This is a genomic window from Sideroxydans sp. CL21 (assembly GCF_902459525.1).
Lineage (GTDB): Bacteria > Pseudomonadota > Gammaproteobacteria > Burkholderiales > Gallionellaceae > Sideroxyarcus.
Genome location: NZ_LR699166.1, coordinates 1110988 through 1137514 on the forward strand (window position 1 = coordinate 1110988; position 26527 = coordinate 1137514).

Sequence of the window (26527 nt, forward strand, 5' to 3'; positions counted from 1 at the left end):
GGGAGAATTGATATGTGCCAATATGTATCCGGCTAAGGATATATGGATCGCCCGTGTGCAAGCTATGCCAAAATCTGCATACGCTAGGGCAGCCGGGGACTGAGTCACAATACGATCAGCAATGGAAAATGCAAAAGATCCCTAAATCTGCGGCTTGCAAAGTGGCATCAATGATGGCCTTGTGTTATTTTTTGCCGTAATCCGGTTTCATGCTGGCGTTGCTGGGCTAGCTGCTTCTGTGAAACTTTCGTAACCAGCTTGATAAACATCATTGGACGAACCAGGCGAAACTTTGATGCCTCCAGAAGATAAATCGGTTAGCAAGAAGATCCAAAATTCTCTTCGCAGGAAAGCCGAAGAACAACTCCTGCGCCCGTCTCCGGTGGAAGCACATTCTCGCGCTACCTGGGAAAAATTGTACGAACTCCAGGCGCACCAGATCGAACCCAAGAGTCATGACGATGAACTGCGGAATGCACATATTGCGCCAAAGGTGTCCCTTGACCGATATATGGAACTTTATGACTTTTTCCCCATCGGTTATCTCACGCTTAGCGGCGAGGGAATCATTATCGAGGCCAATCTTGCCGCTGCCGCACTCCTGGGTGTGGAACGCAACAAGCTGATCCGCCGCAGCTTCGCCCACTTTTTGACATCCGAAGACATTGAACTGTGGCATCGGCATTGTTTGGCCATACAAAATTGCAATGTGAAACAAAGTTGCGAGCTGGCAATCAAGCGCGGTGATGGTTCAGTCTTTCAGGCCAAACTGGATGGTTTGCGGATGGGGGCGGAAAATGATTCCCCGTTGCGAATTGTCATCTCCGATATCACCGAACAACAAAGCATGGAAAAAGAAATACAAGAGCGTCGAAAGAAAATGGACGATCTGCATATGCTGCATGCAACCTCGCAAACGGTTGCAGCCATCGCACACGAGTTGAATCAGCCGCTGCTCGCAATTGCATCTTATAGCAGTGCAGCACTCATGTTGCTGAAATCCAAAGATCCCAATCTGGATAAAATCAGAAAAGCCATCGATGGCTGCGAGCGACAAGCACTCCGTGCCGGGAAATCGATCCGCGATCTGCTCGAATTTTTGAACATTCAGGAATTCACGGCCGAAATGTTCGACCTTGATAAAGAGATACTCGATGTTCTCGATGCGGCAAGATCGGAACATGAATTGGCGTTTGAATATGTTTTTCAAAAGGACGAAGAGCTGCCATTGATTCGAGCCAGTCGTACCCATGTGCAAAAGGTGCTGTTCAACCTGTTGCACAACGGTGTGGAGGCCATGCGGGATGCCGGTGTTTCTCTGCCGGTCATTTCCGTGACGGTGAAAAAAATACCGGATGAGGGAGTCGTCCAAGTGACGATACAGGACAACGGACCCGGCATTAAGGAGGAAGATTTGCATCGTTTGTTCAAGCCGTTTTTTACCACCAAGGCCAAGGGCATAGGCATGGGACTCGCAGTTAGCCGTTCTCTGGTCGAGACCAATGGCGGCAAACTCTGGTTTGAACCGCAAGCCGGTACCGGCGCCACTTTTCATCTGACGTTGCCCTTCGCATCATGAGCTACTACGGCTACGTATTTATTGTGGATGACGATGCGGTTGTGCTGGACTCGCTGCGCATGCAACTGGAAGCTGCCGGTTATGCCGTTGCCACCTTTCACGGCGCTGAAGATTTTCTGGAAATATGCACCCCCGATACCCATGGCTGCATCATTCTGGATGTGAGCATGCCCGACATGGACGGCCCCGCCTTGCAGGAGGAATTGACGCGGCGAGGCTTGAATCTGCCGATCATCTTTCTTTCAGGGCATGGAACCATACCGTTAACGGTGCGCACCCTCAAGGCGGGTGCGATGGACTTTTTGACCAAACCTGTGAAAGGGGCGGTGCTGCTGTCCCGTGTTCAGGAGGCGATGGAACAGTGTTCCCTCTTGCGGAAGCAAGCCGAGGCTTCGCAGTCTATCGCCTCAAGGCTGGCCATGCTCACCGAACGCGAGAATGAGGTTCTCAAACTGGCCGTCGCCGGACATACCAGCAAGGAAATTGCGCAGCGTCTGGGCATCAGCTACCGGACGGTGGAAATACATCGCGCTCACGTCATGCAGAAAACCGGCGCATCCAATATGCTCGAACTCGCGCGCATCACCTCAAACCAGGAATCCAAATAGATTCTGCACACCCATAGGTATTCATACTGATTTTTCGGGCGGCCATTCAATGTTAGCGTGCGCAACATACTAGGAGGAGCCTACCATGTTGCCGCCAACGATCGAAAAGCCGCGAGGAAGGAATATATTCGAGGCCATTCTTGCGCGGCGCTCCGTCCGGGCGTATTTGCCGGACAAGATCAGCAAGAACGACATTCAGACACTGCTGGAAGCCGCTGTGCGTGCTCCCACCGCCATGCACGAGGAACCTTGGGCATTTGTCGTGGTACAGAACAGGCAAATATTGAGGCAGCTATCCGATCGTGCCAAGCCGATATTCATCGAGGAGATGCGTCACCGCAACGCCCAGGGTGTCCGGCACTCGTTCGAGCATTTTGCCAGACCAGACTTCGACATGTTCCACGGGGCAAACACTTTAATCATCATTTGTGCGAAGCCGACGAGCCCCTTCGTCGTTGCCGATTGCTGGCTGGCAGCCGAGAATCTGATGCTGGCGGCCTGCGACCTTGGTCTCGGCAGCTGTGTCATTGGCTCTGCCGTTTCGGTCCTGAATATAAACATGGTGAAAACAGAGCTCGGCATACCCGCTTCTTACACTGTCATTGCGCCCATCATCGTGGGGGTGCCAATAGGAGAACCCGACGCGACTTCAAGAAAGGAACCGTTGGTTCTGGCCTGGAAGCAATAAGCCGTTGCGTCGTCATGTTGCCGAAGGTCGTTTTGACCGGGCCGGTTTTATTCCCTTAATGCGCGATATTGAAAATTTCTTTCCGTCAGCCTGACAGGCCGGCCCGGACCACATTTCCAGACATTCGCCATTCATCGTGTATGAAACAGTTAGAATAGCGTCCCCTTCGGGAACAGGCGCAGTAGCCTTGTATGCCCGGACTTTTCAATAAGTGCAGCACCGAAACAGCATGAACATCAAAGAAAAAACACCCAAAATCGGTTTCGTATCGCTCGGTTGCCCCAAGGCAACGGTGGATTCGGAACACATTCTCACGCGCATGCGCGCCGAAGGTTATGTCATCACGCCGAGTTACCAGGAAGCCGATCTGGTGGTGGTGAACACCTGCGGCTTCATCGACAGTGCCGTGGCGGAATCGCTGGAAGCCATCGGCGAAGCACTGCAGGAGAACGGCAAGGTCATCGTCACCGGCTGTCTCGGCGCCAAGGGCGACATCGTGCAAAAGACACACCCCAAGGTACTGTCCGTCACGGGGCCGCACGAGACCGATGCCGTGATGAACGCAGTGCATCAATACTTGCCCAGATTGCACGACCCCTATGTCGACCTGGTACCGCCGCAAGGTGTGCGCCTCACGCCGCAACACTTCGCCTATCTGAAGATATCCGAAGGCTGCAACCATCGTTGCACCTTCTGCATCATTCCCAGCCTGCGCGGCGACCTGGTAAGCCGGCCGATCCACGAGGTCATGACCGAGGCGGAGAAACTGGTCGAGTCCGGCGTGAAGGAACTGCTGGTCATCTCGCAGGACACCTCGGCCTACGGCGTGGACGTTAAATACCGCACCGGCTTCTGGAACGGCAAGCCGCTCAAGACGCGCATGACCGAACTGGCGGACGCGCTCGGCAGCCTCGGCGTGTGGGTGCGCCTGCATTACGTTTATCCCTATCCGAGCGTGGATGAAGTCATCCCGTTGATGGCGGAAGGAAAGATATTGCCGTATCTCGATATCCCGTTCCAGCATGCCAACGAGCGCATCCTCAAGCTGATGAAGCGCCCGGCCAGCAGCGAGAATGTGCTCAAGCGCATTCAGCAATGGCGCAGCGTGTGCCCGGACATCACCTTGCGCAGTACTTTCATTGTTGGTTTCCCCGGCGAGACGGAAGAAGAATTCGAAGAGTTGCTCGACTTCATCGAGGAAGCACAACTGGATCGTGTCGGTGCCTTCAAGTATTCGCCGGTGGAAGGCGCAGTCGCAAATGCATTGCCGGATCACGTCGATCCCGATGTGCAGGAAGATCGCCTGGCACGCCTGATGTACCTGCAGGAAGAAATCAGCGCCGAAAAACTGGCGAAGAAGGTCGGCCAGACCATGACCGTGCTGGTGGACGATGTGGATGATGGCGGATCGGTCGCGCGCAGCGCCGCAGATGCGCCGGAGATCGACGGTTTGGTGTACATCGACGGTGAAGAGCTGGAAGTCGGCGAGTTCGTCACGGTAAGGATCACCGATTCCGATGAGCATGATCTGTGGGGTGAAGTGGTCCGAGCATGAGTGAGGAGAATCCCTGCCTGACTTGCGGCGCCTGTTGCGCTTATTTCCGGGTTTCGTTCTACTGGGGTGAGTCGAACGAAACCCCCGGTGGCATCGTTCCCGCCGAACTGACCGAGCAGGTGCACCAGCACCTGCTTTGCATGAAAGGGACCAACAACCATCCTCCGCGTTGCGTCGCCCTGCAGGGCGAGGTTGGCAAACAGGTATCCTGTTCCATCTACGAGCAACGTCCCACACCTTGCCGCGAGTTCAATGTTTATGAGCTCGACGGCTCGCCGAACATGCGCTGCTTCAAGCTGCGAGGCCTGACTCCTCCTGCTACAATCGAGCCATGACTTTTTTTGCCTTTTTTGCTGTCGGTCTGGGTGCTGCCATCGGCGCGTGGCTGCGCTGGGGATTGGGAATATGGTTGAACCCGACAGTATCCGAACTGCCATTGGGTACCTTGTCCGCTAATCTCATCGGCGGTTATCTCGTCGGACTTGCGGTCGCATTTTTCATGCACTACCCCAGTTTGTCGCCGGAATGGCGCTTGTTTGCCATCACAGGATTCCTTGGCGGACTCACGACCTTTTCCACTTTCTCGGCAGAGACCGTTACTTTGCTGATGCGCGGGCAATATGCCTGGGGCACGACGATCATCGCGGCGCACCTTGGTGGTTCGTTGCTGATGACGGTGTTCGGGATACAAACGTTCAAATGGTTACAGCAATAGGGAGAGAATATGCAATCCGTCGCGCTTAAATTCTACGTCAGCGAAAAGCAGCATCACCATAATGAACTGATGCACGAATGGCTGCTGCGCCTCGCGCAACACCTGGAAATACCCGGCGGCTCGGCCTTCCGCTCTATCGCCGGATACGGCAAGCACGGCCGCATGCGTGAAGAGACTTTCTTTGAACTGGCAGGAAATCTCGCCGTCGCGGTCGAATTCATCCTCGACATGAAGGATGCGGACAGATTGTTAGCCGCAATAGCTGCCGAGAAGTTGCAACTGCACTACGTGCGTTACGCAGTGGAATCCGGCACGACGGGAATCTGATTACTTCTTCCCCTTGCCGGATAACAAAGCTTCGATCTCAACCTCAGCCGCGATCCAGTATTCCATCGAACCAGCCTTGAAGCCGTTCTTCTCGGCGATGAAATAGGCTGCATCCTGAACCATTCTGTAGCGTTGTTCCGGCGTTGGTGCGGCAGTCACTTTGGCCGACGCTGTTTTGGCGGGTGCGGCGGGTTTCTTCTCCGCTGCAGCGGGTTTGCTGACCGTTGCTGCCGGTTTCTTGGCTGTTGCGGTTTTGGCTGTCGTTGTCTTGGCCGCAACCTTTTTGGTGGTCGCCTTGGGGGTGGCTGCTGCAGCGGTTGTTTTCCCGGCAGCGGGCTTGGTTGCAGGTTTGGAGACGGCGGGTTTTTTTGCGGTGGTGGACTTTGCTGTGGCCATGATCGCTACCTTTCAAAATTTAAGTTCATTAGTTTTGGAAAATGAAGCTTGTAATTTTATGCATCTTCCTCGCTGCCAATTCTAAACACAAATGCCCGGCGGCCTGTGATTTATTTGTGTCAAAGATAAAACACGCCACCCGGACAAGTCTGGGCCTGTTCGATGCGCGTCAGGGTCGGCAGCAGATTCAATCCGGTATTCTCCTTCAGCCTCACAGCGTGCTCCTTGAGGTCGTCCAGGTCGATGCGGATGGGCGCGCCCGTCGCGGCCAGGGCGATCACATTGCCGCTTTCGCAGGAAGGAAAAACCAGTGCGCGCGTCTCGAACGCTTCGCGCAGTCGCTCCAGGCTGGCGGTATAGCCGCGACTGCGTCCGAGCAGATTGACGGCGAGGATGCCGTTGTCGTTCAGGCGTGAACGGCACATCTGATAGAACGGCAAGGTATCCAGTTCGCCGGGTCGTGCATTCTCGTCGAAACCGTCGACCAGGATCAGATCGTAAGTCTTGTCGTTTTCAGCGATGAATTTTGCGCCGTCACCGATCACAACATTCAGGCGCAAGGGGTCGTCCGGCAGCTTGAAGAATTGCCTGGCTGCAGCCACTACGCGCGGTTCGATCTCCACCACGGTCAGTTTCGCCAGCGGGCAATTGCGGTAGATGAATTTGGTAAGCGAAGCCGCGCCCAGCCCGATCAGCAGCACCTTGCGCGGAAAGCGCGCATCGTCGCGCATGAGCAGGCTCGCCATCATCTCCTTGGTGTATTCGAGTTCCAGATGCCAGGGCCGTGCGATGCGCATCGCGCCCTGTACCCAGGTGGAACCGAAGTGCAAATAACGGATGCCGGACTCTTCGCTGATATCGATGGAAAAACTCATTGTGTCGGGGTGGGGGAGGCTGAACGGGATAATTTTCTGAAAGCCAGGCGCGCCAGTGCCAGCAACAGCTCCACCAACAGCAGGACGGCGAGCGCCGCGCACGCGCCGAACACCAGCGCATCCTGGTTCAATGGAACGGCATAACTGTACTGTCCCATCGCTTCATCCAGCATTTCCTTGTCGCCGTGCAACAGGACATGCAGAGCCTTCAGCGGCAGGCTGGTCTGCAGCGCGGCCATGTCGGTCTCGAAACGCAGTTTGCGCGCAACCATCTTTGCTATCGCCAGCCCTTCTTCCTGGAAAGGACGGACCTCGCTGTTGCGGTGCAACTCGATCAGCTTGTTCAGGTCGCCGTTGAAGTACTTGTTGGCGATCTCCTGGTACGGCAGCAAGTTGATACTTACCTCGCGCAGATGTGCATCCACGCGCTTCTGGTATTGATCGACGAAATTGGGGACCTGCAGCCCGATCAGCAGCGAGATGCAGGCCGCGATGATCATCAGGTAGCGGTAGAGGACGGCGGTCATGACCTTGGGAATACTTTACTTCGGTGCCATGCGGTTCAAGAGCCAGCGCGCCCACTCGGTCACTTCCGTTGCGCTCATGCCCAGCGTGGCTTGCTGCTTGGCCAACTCGTCACCCGCCGCGCCGTGCAAGTGCACGGCCAGCAGTAGTGCCTCGTCCGCGTCCAAGCCTTGCGCGATGAAGGCGGCGATCATGCCGCTCAGCACGTCGCCCATGCCGGCACTGCTCATGCCGGGATTGCCGGTCTGGTTGATGTGCAGCTTGCCGCCGCGCGTGGCGCACAAGCTGCCTGCGCCTTTCAGCACTACGCTGCCGTTCAGGCGTCTGGCGAGTTCACGCACCGCCGCGGCACGATCCTTCTGGATGTCTTCCGTGCTGCAAGCCAGCAGGTGCGCGGCCTCGCCGGGATGCGGCGTGAATACTGCCGGTGCCTTGCGTCCGTGCAGCATGCTGCGCAGGTCGGGGCGCTGGGCGATGAGGTTGAGCGCATCGGCATCCACTACCAGCGCTATATCCAGCAGCAGCGCGTCGTACAGCAGCTTTTGCGCAGACAGGCTGCGTCCCAGGCCGCAGCCGATCACCAGCACATCCGGCTTGGTCGATGCCAGGGCCGCGCCGGCCGGGTGCAGCATCAATTCCGGTACCCGCATGTCTACCATAGGCATCTTGTCCGCCAGCAGACCGACATGCACGCAACCCGCGCCCATCTTGAGCGATGCCCGTCCGGCCAGCAGCGCCGCGCCGAGCATGCCTTCGGCACCGCCGATCACCGTGACCGTGCCGAACAGGCCTTTGTGGCTGTCTTTGGGGCGGGGTTTGAGGAAGGTGGCAACTTGTTTGCTGGTGATAGTGGCGGGGCGGGCTGTGGGCATAAGAGGACTCTCGGGTTTCGTCAGGCGCGCTTTCGGGTACTGACGGCTTAGGTTAAACGGATGCGCATAGTATAATCCGGCCTCGTTATTTCATCGCGCTATCTCGCCATGTTCCGCACCTCGATAGGTAAACCCGCACTTTCCGCCTTCCGCCTCGACAAACTGCGCACCGCGCTGAATGCCACGAAATCCGGCGTCACCCTCGAAGACACACGCCACTGTTATTTCACCGAACTGTCCTCCGAGTTGTCTGCAACCGATGTCGGTTTGCTGAATCGTCTGCTCGGCCTGGACAAAGCCGCGGGCGAACCGGAGTTCAAAGGCAAGATATCCAGCCTGCTGGTCGTGCCGCGCCTCGGTACCATCTCGCCCTGGTCGTCCAAGGCCACCGACATCGCGCGTCACTGTGCGCTGCCGCAGGTGACGCGCATCGAGCGCGGCGTGCTGTACTACCTGAAGACCAAGAGCGGCAAGCCGCTGACTGACGCGGAAAAGAAAGTTGTGCTGCCGCTGTTGCACGACCGCATGACGGAATCGGTGGTCAGCGACATCGCAGGCCCTTCGGCTGAGCTCGGGACAGGCATCGAAGACAGGATATTCAAACACGGCACGCCGCAGCCGCTGTCCACGGTGGACATACTCAAAGGCGGCAATGCGGCACTGGAAGCCGCCAACCGCAAACTGGGCCTGGCACTTTCCGCCGACGAGATCGACTATCTGGTGGAAAATTTCACCAAGCTGGAGCGCAACCCCACCGATGTCGAGCTGATGATGTTCGCGCAGGCCAACTCCGAACACTGCCGCCACAAGATATTCAACGCCGACTGGATCATCGACGACCAACAGCAGACCATCTCCCTGTTCGGCATGATCCGCAACACGCACAAGTTGCACCCCGAAGGCACTGTGGTCGCCTACTCGGATAACTCCTCCGTCATTGAGGGTGCCGAGATTGAGCGTTTCTATCCGCGCAAGGACTGCAGCTATGCCTTCAGCAAGGAGCTCACGCACACCCTGATGAAGGTCGAGACGCACAACCACCCGACCGCCATCGCGCCGTTCGCGGGGGCGGCGACCGGCTCCGGCGGCGAGATCCGGGACGAAGGGGCGACCGGTACCGGTTCCAAGCCCAAGGCTGGCTTGACGGGCTTTTCCGTTTCCAATTTGTGTATTCCAGGGTTTGTGCAGCCTTGGGAAATATTTGAGAAGGGGGAAGAGGGAAGGGATAAGGGAAAATCCGCCGCTCCGCTTTTGACTTTACCCTTGAGCACCGAAGGTGCGATCCTTTCCCCCTTAAACCCTTCCCATACTTACGGCAAGCCCTCCCGCATTGCCTCAGCGCTCCAGATCATGATCGACGGCCCCCTCGGTGGCGCCGCGTTCAACAACGAATTCGGCCGCCCCAACCTGGCAGGTTACTTCCGCACCTTCGAAGAACAAGTCAACGGAGAAGTGCGCGGCTACCACAAACCCATCATGCTGGCGGGCGGGGTCGGTAGCATCGCTGCGCAGCACACGCACAAGCACGAGCTGCCGAATGGCGCCGTACTGATCCAGCTCGGCGGTCCGGGCATGCTGATCGGCCTCGGCGGCGGGGCGGCCTCCAGCATGGATACCGGCGCCAACGCCGAAAACCTCGATTTCGATTCCGTGCAGCGCGGCAATCCCGAGATGCAGCGTCGCGCGCAGGAAGTCATTGACCGCTGCTGGCAGATGGGCGACAACAATCCCATTCTTTCCATCCACGACGTCGGTGCGGGCGGCATTTCCAATGCCTTGCCGGAACTGGTACATGGCGGCGGCAAGGGTGCGCACTTCGAGCTGCGCTCGGTGCCCAGCGAAGAACGCGGCATGACGCCGATGCAGATATGGAGCAACGAGGCGCAGGAGCGCTACGTGCTGGCGATCCCGGTCGAGCGCGTGCTGGAATTCCAGGCATTGTGCGAACGCGAGCGCTGTCCCTTCGCTGTGCTGGGCACGGCCATCCGCGAAGACCAGCTCGTGGTGCATGACGAAGAATTCGGCAACAACGCGGTGGACATGCCGCTCTCCGTATTGCTCGGCAAGCCGCCGAAGATGACGCGCAAAGTGACGCGCGAGCAGGTCATGCTGCCCAAGTTCGACACCGGCAACATCGTGCTTAAAGAAGCCATCGAGCGCGTACTGCGCCTGCCATCCGTGGCGGACAAGACCTTCCTGATCAGCATCGGCGACCGTACCGTGGGCGGCATGACCGCGCGCGACCAGATGGTCGGCCCGTGGCAAGTGCCGGTGGCGGATGTCGCCGTCACGCTGATGGGCTACAACACCTATCTGGGCGAAGCCTTCGCGCTCGGCGAACGCACGCCCATCGCCGTGCTCAACGCGCCGGCCTCGGGCCGCATGGCCATCGGCGAGGCGATCACCAACATCGCCGCCGCGCAGATCGGCAAGATCGGCGATATCAAGCTCTCCGCCAACTGGATGGCTGCCGCCGGACACCACGGTGAAGACGCAGCGCTGTTCGACACCGTCAAGGCCGTGGGCATGGAGTTGTGCCCGCAGCTCGGCATCAGCATCCCGGTGGGCAAAGATTCGATGTCGATGAAGACCACCTGGAAAGAGGGCGAGCAGAGCAAAGCCGTCACCGCGCCGCTGTCGCTCATCGTCACCGCTTTCGCCCCATGCACCGACGCGCGCAAGACACTTACTCCGCAACTTGCGGCCGACACCGACACTGTCGTGCTGCTGTTCGATCTCGGCAGCGGCAAGAATCGCATGGGCGGCTCGGCGCTGGCTCAGGTGTACAAGCAAGTCGGCGATGTCGCGCCGGACGTGGACGATGCCAAGAAACTCAAGGCCTTCTTCAATCTTATCCAGCGCTTCAACCGCGAAGGAAAGCTTCTGGCTTACCACGACCGTTCCGACGGCGGCATGCTGGCATCCCTGTGCGAGATGAGTTTCGCTTCGCACATCGGCCTGGACATCCGCCTGGACGAATGCAAGGGCGACGACCTCGGCATATTATTCAACGAAGAACTCGGCGCGCTGGTGCAAGTGCATTGCGACGATCTGGCCGACATCTTCGTGCAGTGTGAAGATGCGGGGCTGGGCAGTGTGTACGAAGTGGCGCGCCTCAACACCGGCGGCATCATCAACATTACGCGCGGCAAGACTAATTTGTTCAGTGATAACGCCATCACGCTGCGCCGAATCTGGTCCGAGACAACGTACCAGATGCAGAAACTGCGCGACAACCCGGCCTGCGCCCAACAGGAGTACGACCGCACACTGGATGCGAAGGATCCGGGCCTGCATATCAAGCTGAATTACGACCCGAACGAGAACCCTTATACCGTTCGCGGTGAGCCTGTCGAACCGCCTACTTCTGCCCATCCTTCGACAAGCTCAGGACGAACGGCAGCGGCGGTGCTTACTTCGCGTCCCAGGATGGCCATCCTGCGCGAGCAGGGCGTGAACGGCCACGTCGAGATGGCCGCCGCCTTCGACCGCGCCGGCTTCACTTCGGTGGACGTGCATATGAGCGATATCATCAGCGGCCGCGTGAAACTGGCCGATTTCAAAGGCTTCGTGGCCTGCGGTGGATTCTCCTACGGCGACGTGCTGGGTGCGGGCGAGGGGTGGGCAAAATCCATCCTGTTCAACCCGAGGGCACGCGACGAGTTTGAAGCCTTCTTCAAACGCAGCGATACCTTCGCATTGGGTGTGTGCAACGGCTGCCAGATGATGAGCAACCTGCACGAGATCATTCCCGGTGCCGAGAACTGGGCGCACTTCGCGCGCAACCAGTCGGAACAGTTCGAAGCGCGCTTCGTCATGGTGGAAGTGCAGCAGACGCCTTCCATCCTGTTCGATGGCATGGTCGGCAGCCGCATGCCCATCGTCGTCGCGCACGGCGAAGGCTATGCCGACTTCGGCAACGCCAGGCGCCTGCATGACGTACAACCTCTGGTCACGCTGCGTTATGTCGATCACTACGGTAAACCGACGACAACCTATCCGCTCAACCCCAATGGCTCACCGCAAGGCATTACCGGACTCACCACGCCGGACGGCCGCTTCAGCATCATGATGCCCCACCCGGAACGCGTGTTCCGTGCGGTGCAGAACTCCTGGTATCCGAAGGAGTGGCAGGAGAACGGCGCATGGCTGCGCATGTTCCAGAATGCAAGGAAGTGGGTGGGGTAGGGTTGACATACCCATATTGGGTAGTAAGATGCCCAATATGGGCATAAGAGCTAAAACTTCCGCTGCCATCCAGCACACCAGTTTATCTGCTGCGCTGTTTTCAAATACACAGCAGCGTGTGCTGGGATTATTGTTTGGGCAACCGGAGCGCAGTTTTTTTGCCACCGAGTTGATCGGCTTATCCGGCGGCGGTTCCGGTGCCGTGCAGCGTGAGTTGAAACGCCTGGACGAAAGCGGTTTGGTGACAGTCAAACGCGTGGGAAGCCAGAAGCACTATCAAGCGAACCCGCGATCGCCGATCTTTTCCGAGCTCTGCAGCATCGTGCTCAAGACCGCGGAGCCGGTCGAACCACTGTCCAGCCAATCTTCTTCCCGTGCCGAAAACCCCCTTCCTGCCAAGTCGGATTGGCAAAAGAACGGCGCATGGTTGCGCATGTTCCAGAATGCAAAAAAATTGGCAGGGTGAGCGTTCCCTGAATCAGGATCACGCAACTGCAACCGGTTGCATGATTCCGACGAGAGCCGTGCGCAGAACTTCTGCTTTGACCGGTTTGTAAAGCAAGGGCAAGTTGGCCTCCTGGGCTGCCACGTATGTTTCCCTGGTGGTATCGCCTGTGATCAGGAGAGCGGGCAGGCTGGCGCTATAGCGTTGCCGTAATAGGGCAATTGCATCGATACCGTTGCTCGAATCGCTCAACCCAAAATCCGAAATGATTGCCGTCACGGGCTTCCGGTCGTGTTCGAGCATGCTCATGATCGCGTCGGCTGAATTGGCAGCGATGACATCGCAGCCCCAGCTTTGCAGGACGTTTTGCATGCCGACGCGGATGTCTTCTTCGTTCTCTATGATGGCGATGCGTTGGCCGCGAGTGTTGAATTCGGCTTGAACGCTTTCGGCCCTGAATGGCAATGTGCCTTCATTCATCAAATCCTGCGCCATCGGCACGATGACAGCGAAGCAGGAACCTTTGCCAGGATGGGAATGCAAGCTGATGCCATGTCCGAGCAGTTCTACCGTGCGTTTGACGATCGCCAACCCCAACCCCAGGCCCTTTTGCCGGTCGCGCTCCTTGTTCCCGATCTGGTAGAACTCCCTGAAGATGGCCTGGTGCTGATCCGAAGCGATGCCGATGCCGGTATCGTGCACCTCGATGGACAGCATGTCGCGCTTGTGCCGACACCCCACCACAATGCGTCCGGAATCGGTATAGCGCAGCGCATTTGAAATCAGATTGCGCAGAATCTGTCCCAGCAAGACAGGATCGCTGTCGATCAGCGCAGAACTGAACACGAAGGACAATTGAATGCCTTTGTTCTGCGCGACCGGCAAAAACTCATTCTCCAGCTCCTTGAATAAAAGCTGAACAGCAAAAGAGCAGCGATTCGGTTTGACGATGCTGGCATCCAGCTTCGAGATATCCAGCAGGGTCATCAGCAGTCCGCTCAGGGAATTTGCCGCCTGGTGCGCTCGCAGCACCATGCTCTGACTCTGGCTGGACAATTGCCTGTCCGCACCGAGCAAGTCGAGAAACAGCACCAGCGCCGACAGCGGCTGGCGCAGGTCATGGCTGGCAGAAGCGAGGAAACGGGTCTTGTCCCGGCTCGCCTGTTCCACCAGATCGCGTTGCTGTATCAATTCCTTGATCAGCAACTCATTTTGCAGACGCAGTTCCACTGCATGGGCAAATATATGGTTTCTCGTAAAGCTCAGCCATAGCGACATCGGGAGAAAAATCAGCAACAGGATGAAAAGGATCGTGTGCAACTGGTCTCCCACAGTTGCCAGCCAGATCATTAGCGGAACGAGCGTGGCAATTACAAACACGCGCGATGGCCAGACGTAGGAGAATCCCTCCGAGACTGACGATGCGGAAGAAACAGCGCTGACCGTCAGGATGAACAGCTGATATTCCGGAGGCAAGGATGGCATCATCAAGGTAAAGCCTATCCCCCAGCCCAGGCCCGCCAGCGCTGAATACCCTGTTTGCAGTTTTCCCCAATGATCGGGACTCCTGAATTCGGGTGTGAGGTGATAGCGGTGGATGTAATAGCTGCGCATGATGGTCGCCAAATAGACCATCACCAGCGACGGCGCATATTTCCAGGGAGATACGAATTGGTAGACCGCGATCAAAACCAATGAGAAAACCACTGCTCCAGCCAGATTATGGATATTGGATTCTGCGTAAAAGGCCTTGACCTGCTCGGCCTTGATGGCATCGTCTGTCGATTTCTGCAGAAAGTGTTCACTCATGAAGTCTAGGTCACGCAAGGAAATGAATCGTTATCGAACAGCTTCTGATCGCAGCCCCCTTATATTGGGGGCGAGGCTACAGGCCTGTCAAACAGATGCCGCAAGATCCGTTCGATGAATTCCGACTGCTGTCACATGGCGGAAATAAATAATGAAACGACCGGAGCGGGGCGACTTTTCAGTTGTGGCCTGTCCTGGCCACTCTGAAACAGCCCTCTATTGCCGACCTATCGGATCCATACCGTCTTCGCATTCACAAATTCATGTATCCCCAGCCTGGACAGCTCGCGCCCGTAACCCGAAGACTTGATGCCGCCAAACGGCAAACGCGGGTCGGATTTGACCATGCCGTTGATGAAGGTGCATCCGGCCTGGATGTGCGCCGCCAATTGTTCGGCCCGCGCCACGTCTTTGCTCCAGATCGATGAACCAAGCCCGAATCTGGTCTCGTTCGCGATGTTCAGTGCATCCGTTTCACTCGCGGCGCGAATCACGATGGCCACCGGCCCGAACAGCTCTTCGTGGTAAGCACAGACTTTGGCGGTGACGCGATCCAGAATGGAAGGCTGGTAGAAAAAACCCTCGCGCTCGACCGGCTTGCACCCGGTCACTGCAATTGCCCCTTGGGCAATGGATTCGGTGATTTGCCGATGCAGGTTGTCACGCAGGTCGAGGCGCGCCATGGGGCCGATCTGTGTGGCATCGTCCATCGGGTCGCCGAGCTTGAGCGCTTCCACTTTCGTTTTGAGGCGGAGCAAAAATTCATCCGCGATCTGCGGCACGAGGATGAATCGCTTTGCCGCGATGCAAGATTGTCCGCAATTGAGGTAGCGCGAGGCAACCGCCATGTCGACAGCCAAGTCCAGGTCGGCGTCGTGCAGAACGATGAACGGATCGGAGCCGCCCAATTCCAGCACGCATTTTTTCAGGTGCTGGCCGGCACTTGCGGCCACTTTTCGTCCTGCAGCTTCCGATCCGGTGAGCGTGACTGCATGAATATGCGGGCTGGCGATCACCCCGGCTACATGCTCGACCTCGATCATCAGGTTTGCAAACAATCCTTCCGGCAAGCCGCTGTCGCGGAAGATCTCCGCAATCGCAAGGGCACACTGCGGCACGTTGGGCGCATGCTTCAACGCGACTGCATTGCCTGCCATCAAGGCTGGCGCGGCAGCGCGGAACACTTGCCAGAAAGGGAAGTTCCACGGCATGACGGCCAGCACCACGCCGAGCGGGTATTGCGCGACATAACTTTTGCAGGCATCCGATGGAATCGGTTCGTCACGCAGAAAACCTTCAGCTTGTTCGGCATAGAAGTCGCAGGCACCCGCGCATTTCTCGACTTCGGCACGCGCTTCGTGCAGCGGCTTGCCCATTTCCAGCGTGATGAGGGTCGCAAATTGCCCAAGCTGCGCGCGCAGCCGGGTCGCTGCATTACGCAGAATTTCGGCGCGCCGGGAAAAAGGGATTGACGCCCAGTTTTGCTGCGCGCTGTGCGCTTTGGCCAATGTTCTATTTAAAAGATCAACATCCCAACTGTTGTGGGATTGGATCACCTGATTGTTAGCTGGATTGCGGCTTATAAAGGGCATGGTGTTTGTGCTTTTTGGATTTGTCAGATAGCCAGTGATTTCATTCATCCGGGGAATCCATATTAACCATTTATCCGAATTTGGTAGTCCGTTTGTCGTTTCGGATGAAAAACCCAGTTGATACCCATTATTCTCGTGCCGCAATTATTCTCGATATTGCAGAAAGGGGAATATTTTGAAGATACATTTCCAAACCAAAGAAGTGGTTGTACTGCTGGCAGCTTCAGTGATGAGTTTTATTGCCAATATTCCGGACTCCATTCTGGGTAACGTGGTCGATAGAAAGATATTGTTGGTCGCTTTGGCTACGCTGGTCGTTGTAGCAATGTTCCGCTACTTGCAGATGTTGCTGTTGTTAACGATTTCAATTCTGGCAATCGGCGCCAATCTTCCGGCAGAAATGGCATCCATGTTGGGTATCAGCCAACTGGCATTGCTGGTATCGCTGGGTGTGATTGTTACGATCACACTGCTGAATCGTTTCATGAACTGGTTGCCAACCGATAAAGAATTGCCTCTGCCGGAGATCGGGGATGTGCGTCAGGCCTTGCTTGCGGCAATTGAAAAAGGGGACAAGTCTTCCGTGCAGCGGCTGTTGGCCATGAATGCAAACGTCAATTTCACCCTTAACGGTACGACTCCATTGCATTTGGCAGCCGAGAAAGGTTATCCCGAAATCGTTCGGTTACTCATCGGTTATGGGGCAGACTTTCAAAAAGAGAATGCAGAGGGAAAAACTCCGCTGGATGTGGCCTTGGCAAAAATGAAGTTCATTCAAACCGAGGAGATACTCATTAACGCCCATAATAATTATGGTGCGATTTATGGCAGGTCGGAAACTTGAAAGGTCGTTACAGAAATTAAACATGGAAACCCATGCTCCAGATATGGAATTGGCGACACTTGAAGGTTCCATCGTCGTAAAGCCATAAAGTTCAGTGATGAGAATAAAGCGACCATTGGGTCGCTTTATTCATTCATGATCCCCTGTAAAATTTGCGACTTCTTTTGAGGCATTTCTAAACGATAAAGGTGCAACCATGAAAAAAGAATTTTGGCTGGAGCGCTGGGAACGTGGTGAGATCGGTTTTCACCAGGACGAGATCAATCCGTATTTGCGACAATTCTGGAAAGAGTTGCCTGCCTCGGGCCACGGCGAAGTGTTCGTGCCGCTGTGCGGCAAAAGTCAGGATATGGTGTGGCTGCGCCAGCAGGGAGATACAGTGCTGGGAGTGGAGCTGAGCTCCATCGCGGTGCAGGATTTTTTCAAGGAAAACAAAAAATCACCGACGCATGCGAAAAGCGGCAAGTTCGAGACCTGCGAGGCAGACGGCATTCGCATCCTGTGCGGGGATTTTTTCGACTTGAACAGGCAAGACCTTGCGAACGTAAGTGCGGTGTACGACCGGGCATCGCTGGTGGCGTTGCCGCCTGACATGCGCGAACGTTATGCGCGCCACCTGGTGGAGATATTGCCCCCTGCGACGAAAATTCTCCTCGTCACTTTCGATTATCTCCAGGCGGAAATGCAGGGGCCTCCGTTTGCGGTGTCGGTAAGCGAAGTCGAGGCGCTCTACGGCAAATATGCCGAGATACGCCTGTTGGCACAAAAAGATACGCTGCCGGAAAATCCGCGCTTCGTGCAGCGCGGTGTGAGCCGCATGGAGGAAAGTATTTTCCTGCTGACTTTGCGCTAGCGGGAGTAGCCATCACGCTCAAATGACAGTAAGCCCCAGCGAGCACCAGTCCTGCATGCCGCCGCGATACCATTTTAGCTTGTCGGCAGGGTAACCCAGGGCAAGCAGGGTGCGGATGTAGTTCGGTGTCTGTCCGCACCATGGGCCATTGCAGAAGATCGCAACCGAGCAGGCGGCGCTGAAGTCGTAAGCTCCAGCTGCTTCCTTCACGCCAAACGATTCGATCAGTGTCTTCTTTACGCCGGGCAGGTCTGTGGCCAAGCCTGCCATGTTCTGCGCATAGGGGATGTTGACTGCGCCGGGGATGGTGCCCTTCGCATACCAGTCCGGGGTGCGGGAATCGACGACCATGAGTTTGCTTTCGCCCTGGCGTATGCGCTTCAGGCAGTCCAGCACTTCCAGTTCGCCCAGCGTTTCCAGTCCCGGCGCCAGCTGCATAGGTTGGATGCAGTACGGCGGGCACTTGCGTGCGATGACGGCATAATCCGGCCTGATCGTCGCTGCCGGGTCCTGTTCGCGTTCTATCGTTACGAGTTTGCCAAGGTGCTGCACTTCCACCGTTGGCGTGCCTGCGTATATGTTGTAGTCGGTCATGGCGATTATTTGCCTGAAAATGTCATGAAGGTTTTGATTGTACCGGAGTCGATATTGATGAGTCCGTTCGCGTTGAGCCCTTCGACCCGGCTCGGGACAGGCCTGTCGAAATATGATTGGCCACATTCTTGCACCCAGGAAACGATGATGCACCTCTCCTGCAACAAGAAAGGCGACCCCGGTCGCCTTTGTCGGTAAATATTGTCCGGGATGCGCCGAATCAAACACGCTACTTCAGTTTCCTCGCGCCTGATATCTACTTCTTGTCGCCTTTGCTGGCGTCCTGAATCTTGTCTCCGGCTTTTTCAATCTGCTGGCCGGTTTTATCGACTGCGTTATCGACTGCTTTGCCGGCTTTTTCTGCCGGGCCTTCCTTCTGGCAGGCAGACAGCATCCCAATGATTCCACACATGATGAGGGTCACACTGATGGTTTTTTGAATCTTCATTTTTGAATTCTCCCGATGATGTAATGAGCGTACAGCCTCCGTATCAGTGAAGGTGCATGTCTCAAGCTGAACGGCTAAAGTTGTTGTTAGCGCGGAAACACCAAGTGGCAGCTCGCCGCTGCAATTGAGCGTCACCGTAACAATTCAAAAACGCTTGACGGCTTCTTTTGCATCGCCAAAGGATTTTTCGGCTTTGCCCGCGATTTGTTTATTGAGGCCGTTGACTTGCTGTTCCTTGCTGCCGACCAGTTTGCCGGCTTCTTCCTGCACCTTGCCGACGACATCTTTTGCAGCACCTTTGATTTGATTCTTGTTCATGATCATGTTCTCCATTCAAATTGGCAGGTTAGCCCTGCTGGAGTTTCAGATTGAATGAAAAGATGCCGCAAATCTGTGCGGCAACGAACTCAAGCAAGGTGGTGACAAGGGTGATTCCATAGTTCGGAAATAACTGCATGTCTTGATTGTGCCGGATGCGATATTGATGGGGCGGAGGTTATATCCGGCCTTGCGTCGGAGAAGCGTTGCAATGCCCGTCGGGGTGCAGCGGGTCGCGGGATCTCTGCTGAATTGGCAAGTAACGTCACCAATGGGAATCTATTGCGATGCTGAGCCCTTTTGTTCTTTATCGGGTGTATCAGCTTCTTCTTTTCCAAATTCGAACCAGTCACTTCCAAACAACTCAATCGGATGCTGCGCACGATCCGAACCGTTGCCGCAATTCATAGAATCCACAGAGCAATATTTGTCACAACCCCAGCAAATCCGCTCAGGGTGTGCCGGATGTATTGGGAATTTTTTGGCCATTTTACATTTCTTAAGACTTGGCAATTGAGTGACGATACGTATCTATCGGTTAACCTTTGTGTTCTTTGCCTCTATGGATACTCATTTATTTCCAGATGAATATTTGCAAGGTGGGCAGCCCATTTAATTTTCAGCCCTGATCATCGCGTTCTTACTCCGAAATTTGTATCCGTTCTTCCTGCTCATTATGCAATAACATAAACATGTATATATTATACATGTTTAAAGGGGGATGGGAAGCCAGCCCGGATATCATTACGGAAAGCGGGGGTTCCAATGGAAAGATACGAGATCACCAAGAAGAAACAGGCAGCGGTGCGATGCTCGGTTCGAATTGATTCGGGTTATCCAAACGATCGCCGAGACGCGGCTTTGAACTATAGATCACTCAGATATCTTCTTGCGTTATCCGCATGAAGCTTGGAACGCGAAACTGCGACATTCAGATGTCTGCCTCGCCCGCTGAAAACTGACATCAATTTACCATGGCAGCATCGCACTACTTCTGATTGAACAGATCATCCAGCGGATTTCTCCGGGCAGGCGCACCTGCGGAGACTTTCTGCACCGTGAATTCCTCTTCGATGTTGTCGCGATAAAAGCTCCAGGCCGCCCCCGAGCTGCCGAGTCGGCGCCAGATGTCCTCTCCGACGCCGCTGTATTGCAGCGTGTCGCCATTGTCGAGCTGTACCTGCAGCATGCGTGATCGCACGTCGTAGCCGATGGCGCGCAGTTTGCCGGAATTGATTTTTTTCATTTCCATCGTTCTGGGGTTCCGGTAGTTAACTATTTAGACCACACGACATTGCCGTTGACTGAATAGCGAGAACATCCGGCATTCAATGTAGCCAGTTTTTATCCATAAAACCAGACTTGCCGACGAAGCTGATCACGCGTCCGTCGCTATGAACCACATCCACCCTTTTGAGCAAGTGATGCTATTGGCAATGAGGCTTCCCAGTCACACGGGTAACGTCTTGCGCCAGACCTCCTGTTCCCGGGATGCCGCCGAGAGTCCCGCACCGAACTTGCGTTGCGGTGTGCGAGTCGCGGATCTGCAACTCGGACGCACTTTATGTGAGTTACTTGCGTAGTGTCAATGAAGTTGTCAGAGGGTATGCAGTGTGTCGGTGTAGATAAAAATAAATTAAAGGAGACGCCGATTATGTCTGCTTTGCCCTCTCACGGTAGGAGAGGGAATTTGTTCGGCATTCCTTGAATCTGGCGGCCGGGATCGTCAGAAATTGTAGATGCCGATGTAATGGGTGGTTTCCTGTTGTTCGTTCTTTACTGCGGTTATCGTCAGCCAGAATGGATGGAGGATGCGACCTTCCTTGCTCCTGATGCGGATTTCCCCACTCCAGTGGCCGGTCTGCAATAGCTGCTTCCAAAGTTGCTCGTAATATTTTCGATCATGCAGTCCGGATTTGAAGATGCGAGGATTCTTCCCGACGATTTCTTCCATGTTGTAGCCCAACTTGTCCAATAACTTCCGGTTGGCGCGGATGATGTTGGCTTTTGCATCGGTGATCAGGGTTGGATCCTTGATTTCGAAAGCGACAGCTGCAATGCGCAAATCTTCCTCAACCTGCTCGCGTTTTGCAATGTTCCGGACCAAAGGACGAAATATAAGATAGTAAAATATGGGGAACAGCAGCAGGGACAGCAATGCCGCATCCAGCAGGGCGGCCAACGTTTCCGACATGGGCGGAAGCAGAGCCAATGCTCCCATCAAAAATGTTTCAATGAAGAATACAGATCCAATCAATACGACCAGCAATCTTCTGACCGACTGCTGGTTTTCCCTGTCGTGTTTTTTTAGGTGGGCTATTGAGCGTTTAAACATGGCTGGTTCATTTTCGTTAAGTTTTTTTAATAGGGAAACTACCTGTTCCATTCCTGTGTCTGAGAAACAAGATCAGTCGTTAATTTTGAAAACTCTGGTGTTGGAGATATCGCATTCGTGCCGGGGCTCGCGGCGAATAAGCTCGTTGCATTGCGATTATTTGGTGGTCGTGTAGAGATTGATTTTTCAAGTGGTTCCCCTTTGGTAACTGGTGTGTCGTTGCGACGCTTCCCATGCGTGAAAGATATCCTTGGGCCAGCGGTCTCGTACCGGGGATTCCGCTGTAAGCCTCACACCGTACGTGCGGTGTTGATGTGTCTGTGGCGGATATGCAAGTGGGTCTTACTGTAGGGGAGGCGGAAGGGATATGTCAATGAAGTTGCCGGGGAAACATGCGTTGCAACCCTGCATGTAAAATTTGCGTTAAGCAGTCCGGTTACCGGGCACAGCCTTTGTCCAATCGCAGTGTTCGTTACCGTACTGAATACTTCATGTTCCTCGGGTATATTCGTAACAAATTATCGCTACTCTGTTCAGGGCGGCTGATTAAAAACGAGGGGGATATATGTGCTCAAAAAGTTTTTTAGCACGGTGGGAAATGTACTTCAAAGCAAAAGATGAAGCTAAAAAGGAGGTCAAAGCTGAATTGCCCTTGGATCCCCAAGTTGAACAAAGTGAAATCCACAGCCCGATTGTCGAGGTTTCCAAAATCGAGGATGTAAAGTCCCGATCCTGAGCAGTCATCAAGGCTGCGTATAACCGTACCATCCGCACGAATTCGATGAACTTGTAGTCCGTGCGCATCAAATGCTTCCAAATAATAATCGAGGTTTATCCATGATATTCCGGCAGCTGTTTGAACCGATTTCGAGCACCTATACCTACTTGCTGGGCTGCCAGATTACAGGCCAGGCCATTCTGATCGATCCGGCAATGCCTGCCTGGGAACGCGATCTGGAGGTGATAAACGGGCTGGGGTTGAAGCTAGTCTATACGCTGGATACGCACATTCACGCAGACCATATCACCGCGGCCAGCAAGCTCAAGCAAATGGTCGGGAGCAAAATTGCAGGTCCGTCATTGGACAAACTACCCTGCACCGATGTCCCGCTGTACGAAGGCACGCGTTTGCAGGTTGGGAGCATCCTGATCGACCCGTTGCACACTCCCGGACACACCGACAATCATTTCTCGTATCTGGCGGACGACCGCATTTTCACAGGTGATGCTTTGCTTATCGACGGATGTGGCCGTACGGATTTTCAAAGCGGGGATGCGGAGACCTTATACCGGACGATCACGCAAAAACTGTTTACCCTGCCTGCGGATACGCTGGTATTTCCGGCACATGATTATCAGGGCCGTCGCGTTTCCACCATCGAGCAGGAAAAAACACGCAACCCCAATATCGGGAACCGGAAAAACCTGGAGGAATTCGTGAAGATCATGCAGGGGATGAAGCTCAGCTATCCCAAGTTTATCGACTACGCGGTGCCCGGGAACAAAGCCTGCGGAACCTGCCCGCCGGACGTTCCTGAGAATCTGCAGCAGTATTGCGAGTCAATGGGTGTCAGCCATCAGGGTTGACCTGCAGACCGCATAAACTGACAAGCAAAGAGCCCTCTCCGCTTGTCATGGGTCAAGCCGCCTTCTTTAGTATTCCGCCTCGCGGACTTGCGGCATACCTTCAGCTTCCCAGCGTGCCATGCCTCCGGCAAGGTTGATCACCTTCTTATAACCCATCATCTGCAGCACGGCAGCCGCCATGGCCGAACGGCCGCTGGTGGCACAGCAGACGACAACCTGCCGATCGCGTGCGCCGGACAGGGGCGGGTAATGCTTGGGGTAACTGGTGTCGGCGGCAGCCTCGATGATGCCGCGCGGTACGAGATGCGCGTCGGCAATATGTCCGTGCTCGAACTCGGCTGCTTCGCGCACATCGACAAGCAAAAGGTCTTCCCGGGCATCCAGCTTGGCCTTGAGCTCCGCAGGAGTGATTTCGGTGATGCAGGATTTCGCAGCGCGTACGAAATCCATCAGGCCGGCAGGTTGTTCGGGTTTGAATAAGTTATACATTGTTGGTTCTTTCTTTCATGAGTAACGAGGGATGATTGCGAAGTTCGGATTTGCAACTGGGACGAACTGTAGGGGACTTGATCGGGGCATGTCAATGCTACTGGTACAAGGGGTATGGAGGCATGTCCCGGCATATGCGGAACATGGGGTTCCCTATTTTGCGCTGTTGATGGCGTCTATCTTTTTGTTGTACTCATCCGTTGCGTGATTGCATTGCCTGATGGTCTTGATCAATGCATCGACTGTCATGCCGCACTCCCGCAGGGCTTGGCGATCGGCCTGCATGGTGTCGACCACCGTGGCGAACGTCGCGTTGTCTTCAAGCTGTCTGGGCGGCAGACATTTGCTTGCCAGCAGCTGCGCGCTGGCATCGCAACCGACGGCATGGGGAACAACGGGCACGGTTCTGCATCCTGCCATGAACAGACTGGCCAACAACATTGGCGTGAGTCTTGAACAAATGAATCCCGACGATCTCCTGAATGTTTTCATCATTTACTCTCCGCTACATTCGTTTCATTCAGCGCCTCAACTACGCTGTGTGGAGCACGGGCTTGCAGGCATGCATCGCCCGCGCTTTCCTGCTGCAGGTTTCCCCGTTCTTTCTGCAGGCGCGCGATTTCCAGTTCGATTTTGGCCTTTTCGGCTCCGCTCGCGCTGTCTCGCTGGCTAATGAGCGATTTCAGCCTGTTATCGGATTCGGCGAGAGTTGCGGTTGTATGCGTGATCGTGTTTGCCAGTTCTGAATTTTTACGGCGCCATCCGGCCATTCGTGCGTCGTTGTCCTTGCGTATCGCGGCAAGTTCTTGCCGTTGCTTTTCGTCGATGCTTTCCAGTTCTGTCTTGAGCCGGGAGATGGTTGTCATACGTTCCGTTTCGAGCGTCTTGCCGGTTTCGATTGCCTTGCCAAGCGCTTCGCGTGCATCCCTGCCACGGTAATCGCCGATAAAGTATCCGGCCAGCAATCCCGAAACGAGTACCAGCAGCAGTATGAAGTTTCTCATTCGGTTTTCCCCGCTCGAAACGAAATGATTCCAGGGAAAGGCCGGTAAAGTAAGGTGAGACATGCAATCAAGAGATTCCCCTTTGTTGAACAAGAGACGCTGCTGGCAATACTTCCCGCCGTTGCGGAAGTCTTTTCTTGCGCCAGCCTCCTGTCACCCGAAAGGGTACGCCGGTGGGTGCACGACGGCTTCGCCGTGACCCTCCCGCTGTCTGGATCCCGCTGTGAGCCTCACACCGTGCCTGCGGTGTGATATGCGTGTGGCGGATTTGCAAGTGGGGCGAACTTTATGGGAGTTGCTCGGGTAGTGTCAATGCCCGCCGCCCCGGCTGGCCACGAACGGGGGTTTTGCCCACCATATCACCGCGATCAGCGAGAGCATCAGCGTGGCGGAAATGACCAGGATGCGATCGGTGGACATGGTGTAGGACTGGGTGGTGATCAGGCGCTCGAGATAGGCATAGGCGACATCGTCCGGCATGCCGAGCTGGTGCAACCGGTCCATATATTCCGTCGCCAGCGGATTGTAGGTCTGGATGTTTTCCATCAGCCTGGCGTGGAATCCTTCGGCCTGGCTGGTCCATAGCCAGGTGGTGATGGCGGTACCGAAGCTGGCGCCGAGATTGCGCATGAAGTTGGTCAGGCCGGATGCCGCCGCGACGCGATCCGGCGGCAAACCGGAGAGGCTGATGGTGACCAGCGGCAGGAAGAAACAGCTGATGCCTATGCCCATGAACAGACGGCTCAGCGCGATCGACCAATAATCGATGTCCGGTGTGAAGCCGGAACTCCAGTAGCCCACCAGCGCGAACACGACAAAGCCGAAGGTGGTGATGGCGCGCGCATCGACGCGGCCGATGTTGGCACCGATGACAGGGCCGAGGATGACTGCCAGCACGCCGCCAAAAGCCACGGATTTGCCTGCCCACAGCGAGGTGTAGCCCTGATAGGTCTGCAGCCACAGCGGAATGATCACGACCACGCTGAAGAAGGCCATCATGCCTATCATCAGGCAGAGTGATCCCACCAGGAAATTGCGCCGAGTGAACATTCGCAGATCGACCAGCGGGGCGGGCTCGTACCATTCCCACGCCACGAACATCAGCAGCGCCACTATCGCCGTGATGGTCAGGATGACGATGGTGCCGGAGCTGAACCAGTCCAGTTCGTTGCCCTTGTCGAGCATGATCTGCAGGGAGCCGATGCCAATCACCAGCAGCGCCAATCCGGCCCAATCCATTTTCTGTTCGCGCTTGCCGGGCTGGATAACGTCGCGCCCGGCGAGCAATGCGGCAACGGATATGCCGACCAGCAGTCCGACCGGCAGGTTGATCAGGAATATCCAGTGCCATGAAGCGTTATCGGTCAGCCAACCACCCGCCAGGGGGCCTGCGATCGGCGCGATCACCGTGGTCATGGCCCAGATGCCCAGCGCCAGCCCGCGCTTGTGCGGGGGATAAATGGTGGTGAGCAGCGTTTGCGATAACGGGATCATGGAGGCACCGAACACGCCCTGCAGCACGCGGGACGCAAGCAGCATCGGAAAACTGACCGACATTGCGCAAAGCAAAGATGCAAACGTGAACAACAGGGTGGCGGCGACAAAGGTGCGCACTTCGCCGAAACGTCCGGCGAGAAATCCCGCCAATGGCAGCAGGATGGCCTCCGCTACCGAATAGGAAGTGATGACCCAGGTGCCCTGTGTCGGCGTGACCGCGAAATCGCCCGCCACGGTGGGGACGGCGACATTGACGATGGTCAGGTCCAGAATATTCATGAACGAACCCATGCCTAGGGCCAACGTTGCGGCCACCAGTGTGACGCCTTTCAATACGCCCGGTTGAGCAGGATCCATTTTTCAACACTCCACGGAAACAGTCGA

The 26527-nt window shown here is 55.6% G+C and carries 28 protein-coding genes; 12 read left to right on the forward strand and 16 right to left on the reverse strand.

From position 1 onward, the window contains the following. The first annotated feature begins 295 nt into the window (after window positions 1-295). From QOY30_RS05255 to QOY30_RS05285, 7 genes are all read left to right on the forward strand, one after another. The gene (locus QOY30_RS05255) at window positions 296-1579 is read left to right on the forward strand and encodes a PAS domain-containing sensor histidine kinase (RefSeq protein WP_283743582.1); all 1284 of its coding nucleotides are present in this window, start codon (window positions 296-298) and stop codon (window positions 1577-1579) included. Next, window positions 1576-2187, forward strand: a complete 612-nt coding sequence (locus QOY30_RS05260) for a response regulator transcription factor (RefSeq protein ID WP_283743583.1) — start codon at window positions 1576-1578, stop codon at window positions 2185-2187. The genes QOY30_RS05255 and QOY30_RS05260 overlap by 4 nt, the downstream gene beginning before the upstream one ends. An 85-nt stretch (window positions 2188-2272) precedes the next feature. Then, the gene (locus QOY30_RS05265) at window positions 2273-2875 is read left to right on the forward strand and encodes a nitroreductase family protein (protein ID WP_283743584.1); all 603 of its coding nucleotides are present in this window, start codon (window positions 2273-2275) and stop codon (window positions 2873-2875) included. Between the two features lie 229 nt (window positions 2876-3104). Continuing rightward, complete coding sequence (rimO, locus tag QOY30_RS05270) at window positions 3105-4430, forward strand: 30S ribosomal protein S12 methylthiotransferase RimO (RefSeq protein ID WP_283743585.1); 1326 nt, start codon at window positions 3105-3107, stop codon at window positions 4428-4430. After that, a complete protein-coding gene (locus QOY30_RS05275; protein ID WP_283743586.1) occupies window positions 4427-4765 on the forward strand; it encodes a YkgJ family cysteine cluster protein in 339 nt (112 codons plus the stop codon). The genes rimO and QOY30_RS05275 overlap by 4 nt, the downstream gene beginning before the upstream one ends. Continuing rightward, complete coding sequence (gene crcB, locus QOY30_RS05280) at window positions 4762-5145, forward strand: fluoride efflux transporter CrcB (RefSeq protein WP_283743587.1); 384 nt, start codon at window positions 4762-4764, stop codon at window positions 5143-5145. Before QOY30_RS05275 ends, crcB begins: the two co-directional genes overlap by 4 nt. A 9-nt stretch (window positions 5146-5154) precedes the next feature. Then, a complete protein-coding gene (locus tag QOY30_RS05285) occupies window positions 5155-5472 on the forward strand; it encodes a DUF190 domain-containing protein (protein WP_283743588.1) in 318 nt (105 codons plus the stop codon). On the opposite strand, the gene QOY30_RS05290 is transcribed toward QOY30_RS05285, so the two are convergent. The 4 genes from QOY30_RS05290 to QOY30_RS05305 form a co-directional block, all read right to left on the reverse strand. Continuing rightward, window positions 5473-5868 carry a DUF2934 domain-containing protein gene (locus QOY30_RS05290; protein WP_283743589.1) on the reverse strand — a complete coding sequence of 132 codons (396 nt, stop codon included), beginning with the start codon at window positions 5866-5868 and terminating at the stop codon, window positions 5473-5475. Between the two features lie 119 nt (window positions 5869-5987). After that, window positions 5988-6743: a fused MFS/spermidine synthase gene (locus tag QOY30_RS05295; RefSeq protein ID WP_283743590.1), complete on the reverse strand. Its 756-nt coding sequence runs from the start codon at window positions 6741-6743 to the stop codon at window positions 5988-5990. After that, window positions 6740-7270, reverse strand: coding sequence for a DUF2937 family protein (locus tag QOY30_RS05300; protein WP_283743591.1), 531 nt, complete (start codon window positions 7268-7270; stop codon window positions 6740-6742). Before QOY30_RS05300 ends, QOY30_RS05295 begins: the two co-directional genes overlap by 4 nt. Before the next feature lie 15 nt (window positions 7271-7285). After that, window positions 7286-8140, reverse strand: a complete 855-nt coding sequence (locus QOY30_RS05305) for an NAD(P)H-hydrate dehydratase (protein ID WP_283743592.1) — start codon at window positions 8138-8140, stop codon at window positions 7286-7288. Between the two features lie 108 nt (window positions 8141-8248). On the opposite strand from QOY30_RS05305, the gene purL reads away from it, so the two are divergent. Then, window positions 8249-12328 (forward strand): phosphoribosylformylglycinamidine synthase, encoded by a 4080-nt coding sequence (purL, locus tag QOY30_RS05310; RefSeq protein WP_283743593.1) that lies wholly within the window; start codon window positions 8249-8251, stop codon window positions 12326-12328. Window positions 12329-12365: 37 nt separating this feature from the next. After that, window positions 12366-12794, forward strand: a complete 429-nt coding sequence (locus QOY30_RS05315; protein WP_283743594.1) for a hypothetical protein — start codon at window positions 12366-12368, stop codon at window positions 12792-12794. Window positions 12795-12812: 18 nt separating this feature from the next. Here the strand turns inward: QOY30_RS05315 and QOY30_RS05320 are convergent, their stop codons facing one another. Next, window positions 12813-14582 (reverse strand): ATP-binding response regulator, encoded by a 1770-nt coding sequence (locus QOY30_RS05320; protein WP_283743595.1) that lies wholly within the window; start codon window positions 14580-14582, stop codon window positions 12813-12815. A gap of 227 nt (window positions 14583-14809) precedes the next feature. Then, complete coding sequence (locus QOY30_RS05325; RefSeq protein ID WP_283743596.1) at window positions 14810-16222, reverse strand: NAD-dependent succinate-semialdehyde dehydrogenase; 1413 nt, start codon at window positions 16220-16222, stop codon at window positions 14810-14812. Between the two features lie 127 nt (window positions 16223-16349). On the opposite strand from QOY30_RS05325, the gene QOY30_RS05330 reads away from it, so the two are divergent. Beyond that, window positions 16350-17018 (forward strand): ankyrin repeat domain-containing protein, encoded by a 669-nt coding sequence (locus tag QOY30_RS05330; protein ID WP_283743597.1) that lies wholly within the window; start codon window positions 16350-16352, stop codon window positions 17016-17018. Between the two features lie 196 nt (window positions 17019-17214). Further along, on the forward strand, window positions 17215-17871 hold the full coding sequence (locus QOY30_RS05335) for a thiopurine S-methyltransferase (protein ID WP_283743598.1): 657 nt from the start codon (window positions 17215-17217) through the stop codon (window positions 17869-17871). An 18-nt stretch (window positions 17872-17889) separates the two neighbouring features. Here QOY30_RS05335 and QOY30_RS05340 read toward each other — a convergent pair whose 3' ends face one another. The 6 genes from QOY30_RS05340 to QOY30_RS05365 form a co-directional block, all read right to left on the reverse strand. After that, a complete protein-coding gene (locus tag QOY30_RS05340; protein ID WP_283743599.1) occupies window positions 17890-18465 on the reverse strand; it encodes a rhodanese-like domain-containing protein in 576 nt (191 codons plus the stop codon). A 256-nt stretch (window positions 18466-18721) separates the two neighbouring features. After that, on the reverse strand, window positions 18722-18913 hold the full coding sequence (locus tag QOY30_RS05345) for a hypothetical protein (protein ID WP_283743600.1): 192 nt from the start codon (window positions 18911-18913) through the stop codon (window positions 18722-18724). A gap of 144 nt (window positions 18914-19057) precedes the next feature. After that, window positions 19058-19231 (reverse strand): CsbD family protein, encoded by a 174-nt coding sequence (locus tag QOY30_RS05350; protein WP_283743601.1) that lies wholly within the window; start codon window positions 19229-19231, stop codon window positions 19058-19060. A gap of 279 nt (window positions 19232-19510) precedes the next feature. Beyond that, window positions 19511-19720, reverse strand: a complete 210-nt coding sequence (locus QOY30_RS05355; RefSeq protein ID WP_349496679.1) for a DUF3079 domain-containing protein — start codon at window positions 19718-19720, stop codon at window positions 19511-19513. Window positions 19721-20219: 499 nt separating this feature from the next. Then, entirely contained in the window at window positions 20220-20477 is a 258-nt protein-coding gene (locus QOY30_RS05360; protein WP_283743602.1) for a KTSC domain-containing protein, read from the reverse strand. A 480-nt stretch (window positions 20478-20957) separates the two neighbouring features. Continuing rightward, window positions 20958-21566: a PAS domain-containing protein gene (locus tag QOY30_RS05365; RefSeq protein WP_283743603.1), complete on the reverse strand. Its 609-nt coding sequence runs from the start codon at window positions 21564-21566 to the stop codon at window positions 20958-20960. An 837-nt stretch (window positions 21567-22403) separates the two neighbouring features. Here QOY30_RS05365 and QOY30_RS05370 point away from each other — a divergent pair. Then, window positions 22404-23153: an MBL fold metallo-hydrolase gene (locus QOY30_RS05370; protein ID WP_283743604.1), complete on the forward strand. Its 750-nt coding sequence runs from the start codon at window positions 22404-22406 to the stop codon at window positions 23151-23153. Window positions 23154-23219: 66 nt separating this feature from the next. On the opposite strand, the gene QOY30_RS05375 is transcribed toward QOY30_RS05370, so the two are convergent. From QOY30_RS05375 to QOY30_RS05390, 4 genes are all read right to left on the reverse strand, one after another. Then, window positions 23220-23642, reverse strand: a complete 423-nt coding sequence (locus QOY30_RS05375; RefSeq protein ID WP_283743605.1) for a rhodanese-like domain-containing protein — start codon at window positions 23640-23642, stop codon at window positions 23220-23222. A gap of 153 nt (window positions 23643-23795) precedes the next feature. Next, window positions 23796-24137, reverse strand: a complete 342-nt coding sequence (locus QOY30_RS05380; RefSeq protein ID WP_283743606.1) for a hypothetical protein — start codon at window positions 24135-24137, stop codon at window positions 23796-23798. Continuing rightward, complete coding sequence (locus QOY30_RS05385; protein ID WP_283743607.1) at window positions 24134-24646, reverse strand: hypothetical protein; 513 nt, start codon at window positions 24644-24646, stop codon at window positions 24134-24136. Before QOY30_RS05385 ends, QOY30_RS05380 begins: the two co-directional genes overlap by 4 nt. A gap of 309 nt (window positions 24647-24955) precedes the next feature. Continuing rightward, window positions 24956-26500, reverse strand: coding sequence for a DHA2 family efflux MFS transporter permease subunit (locus QOY30_RS05390; protein WP_283743608.1), 1545 nt, complete (start codon window positions 26498-26500; stop codon window positions 24956-24958). Window positions 26501-26527 lie beyond the last annotated feature (27 nt).

Bases quoted from the DNA above. Each gene is read 5' to 3' on its own strand.
- QOY30_RS05255 (WP_283743582.1), top strand. From the start codon at position 296: ATGCCTCCAGAAGATAAATCGGTTAGCAAGAAGATCCAAAATTCTCTT.
- QOY30_RS05260 (WP_283743583.1), top strand. From the start codon at position 1,576: ATGAGCTACTACGGCTACGTATTTATTGTGGATGACGATGCGGTTGTG.
- QOY30_RS05265 (WP_283743584.1), top strand. From the start codon at position 2,273: ATGTTGCCGCCAACGATCGAAAAGCCGCGAGGAAGGAATATATTCGAG.
- rimO (WP_283743585.1), top strand. From the start codon at position 3,105: ATGAACATCAAAGAAAAAACACCCAAAATCGGTTTCGTATCGCTCGGT.
- QOY30_RS05275 (WP_283743586.1), top strand. From the start codon at position 4,427: ATGAGTGAGGAGAATCCCTGCCTGACTTGCGGCGCCTGTTGCGCTTAT.
- crcB (WP_283743587.1), top strand. From the start codon at position 4,762: ATGACTTTTTTTGCCTTTTTTGCTGTCGGTCTGGGTGCTGCCATCGGC.
- QOY30_RS05285 (WP_283743588.1), top strand. From the start codon at position 5,155: ATGCAATCCGTCGCGCTTAAATTCTACGTCAGCGAAAAGCAGCATCAC.
- QOY30_RS05290 (WP_283743589.1), bottom strand. From the start codon at position 5,868: ATGGCCACAGCAAAGTCCACCACCGCAAAAAAACCCGCCGTCTCCAAA.
- QOY30_RS05295 (WP_283743590.1), bottom strand. From the start codon at position 6,743: ATGAGTTTTTCCATCGATATCAGCGAAGAGTCCGGCATCCGTTATTTG.
- QOY30_RS05300 (WP_283743591.1), bottom strand. From the start codon at position 7,270: ATGACCGCCGTCCTCTACCGCTACCTGATGATCATCGCGGCCTGCATC.
- QOY30_RS05305 (WP_283743592.1), bottom strand. From the start codon at position 8,140: ATGCCCACAGCCCGCCCCGCCACTATCACCAGCAAACAAGTTGCCACC.
- purL (WP_283743593.1), top strand. From the start codon at position 8,249: ATGTTCCGCACCTCGATAGGTAAACCCGCACTTTCCGCCTTCCGCCTC.
- QOY30_RS05315 (WP_283743594.1), top strand. From the start codon at position 12,366: ATGGGCATAAGAGCTAAAACTTCCGCTGCCATCCAGCACACCAGTTTA.
- QOY30_RS05320 (WP_283743595.1), bottom strand. From the start codon at position 14,582: ATGAGTGAACACTTTCTGCAGAAATCGACAGACGATGCCATCAAGGCC.
- QOY30_RS05325 (WP_283743596.1), bottom strand. From the start codon at position 16,222: ATGAATGAAATCACTGGCTATCTGACAAATCCAAAAAGCACAAACACC.
- QOY30_RS05335 (WP_283743598.1), top strand. From the start codon at position 17,215: ATGAAAAAAGAATTTTGGCTGGAGCGCTGGGAACGTGGTGAGATCGGT.
- QOY30_RS05340 (WP_283743599.1), bottom strand. From the start codon at position 18,465: ATGACCGACTACAACATATACGCAGGCACGCCAACGGTGGAAGTGCAG.
- QOY30_RS05345 (WP_283743600.1), bottom strand. From the start codon at position 18,913: ATGAAGATTCAAAAAACCATCAGTGTGACCCTCATCATGTGTGGAATC.
- QOY30_RS05350 (WP_283743601.1), bottom strand. From the start codon at position 19,231: ATGAACAAGAATCAAATCAAAGGTGCTGCAAAAGATGTCGTCGGCAAG.
- QOY30_RS05355 (WP_349496679.1), bottom strand. From the start codon at position 19,720: ATGGCCAAAAAATTCCCAATACATCCGGCACACCCTGAGCGGATTTGC.
- QOY30_RS05360 (WP_283743602.1), bottom strand. From the start codon at position 20,477: ATGAAAAAAATCAATTCCGGCAAACTGCGCGCCATCGGCTACGACGTG.
- QOY30_RS05365 (WP_283743603.1), bottom strand. From the start codon at position 21,566: ATGTTTAAACGCTCAATAGCCCACCTAAAAAAACACGACAGGGAAAAC.
- QOY30_RS05370 (WP_283743604.1), top strand. From the start codon at position 22,404: ATGATATTCCGGCAGCTGTTTGAACCGATTTCGAGCACCTATACCTAC.
- QOY30_RS05375 (WP_283743605.1), bottom strand. From the start codon at position 23,642: ATGTATAACTTATTCAAACCCGAACAACCTGCCGGCCTGATGGATTTC.
- QOY30_RS05380 (WP_283743606.1), bottom strand. From the start codon at position 24,137: ATGATGAAAACATTCAGGAGATCGTCGGGATTCATTTGTTCAAGACTC.
- QOY30_RS05385 (WP_283743607.1), bottom strand. From the start codon at position 24,646: ATGAGAAACTTCATACTGCTGCTGGTACTCGTTTCGGGATTGCTGGCC.
- QOY30_RS05390 (WP_283743608.1), bottom strand. From the start codon at position 26,500: ATGGATCCTGCTCAACCGGGCGTATTGAAAGGCGTCACACTGGTGGCC.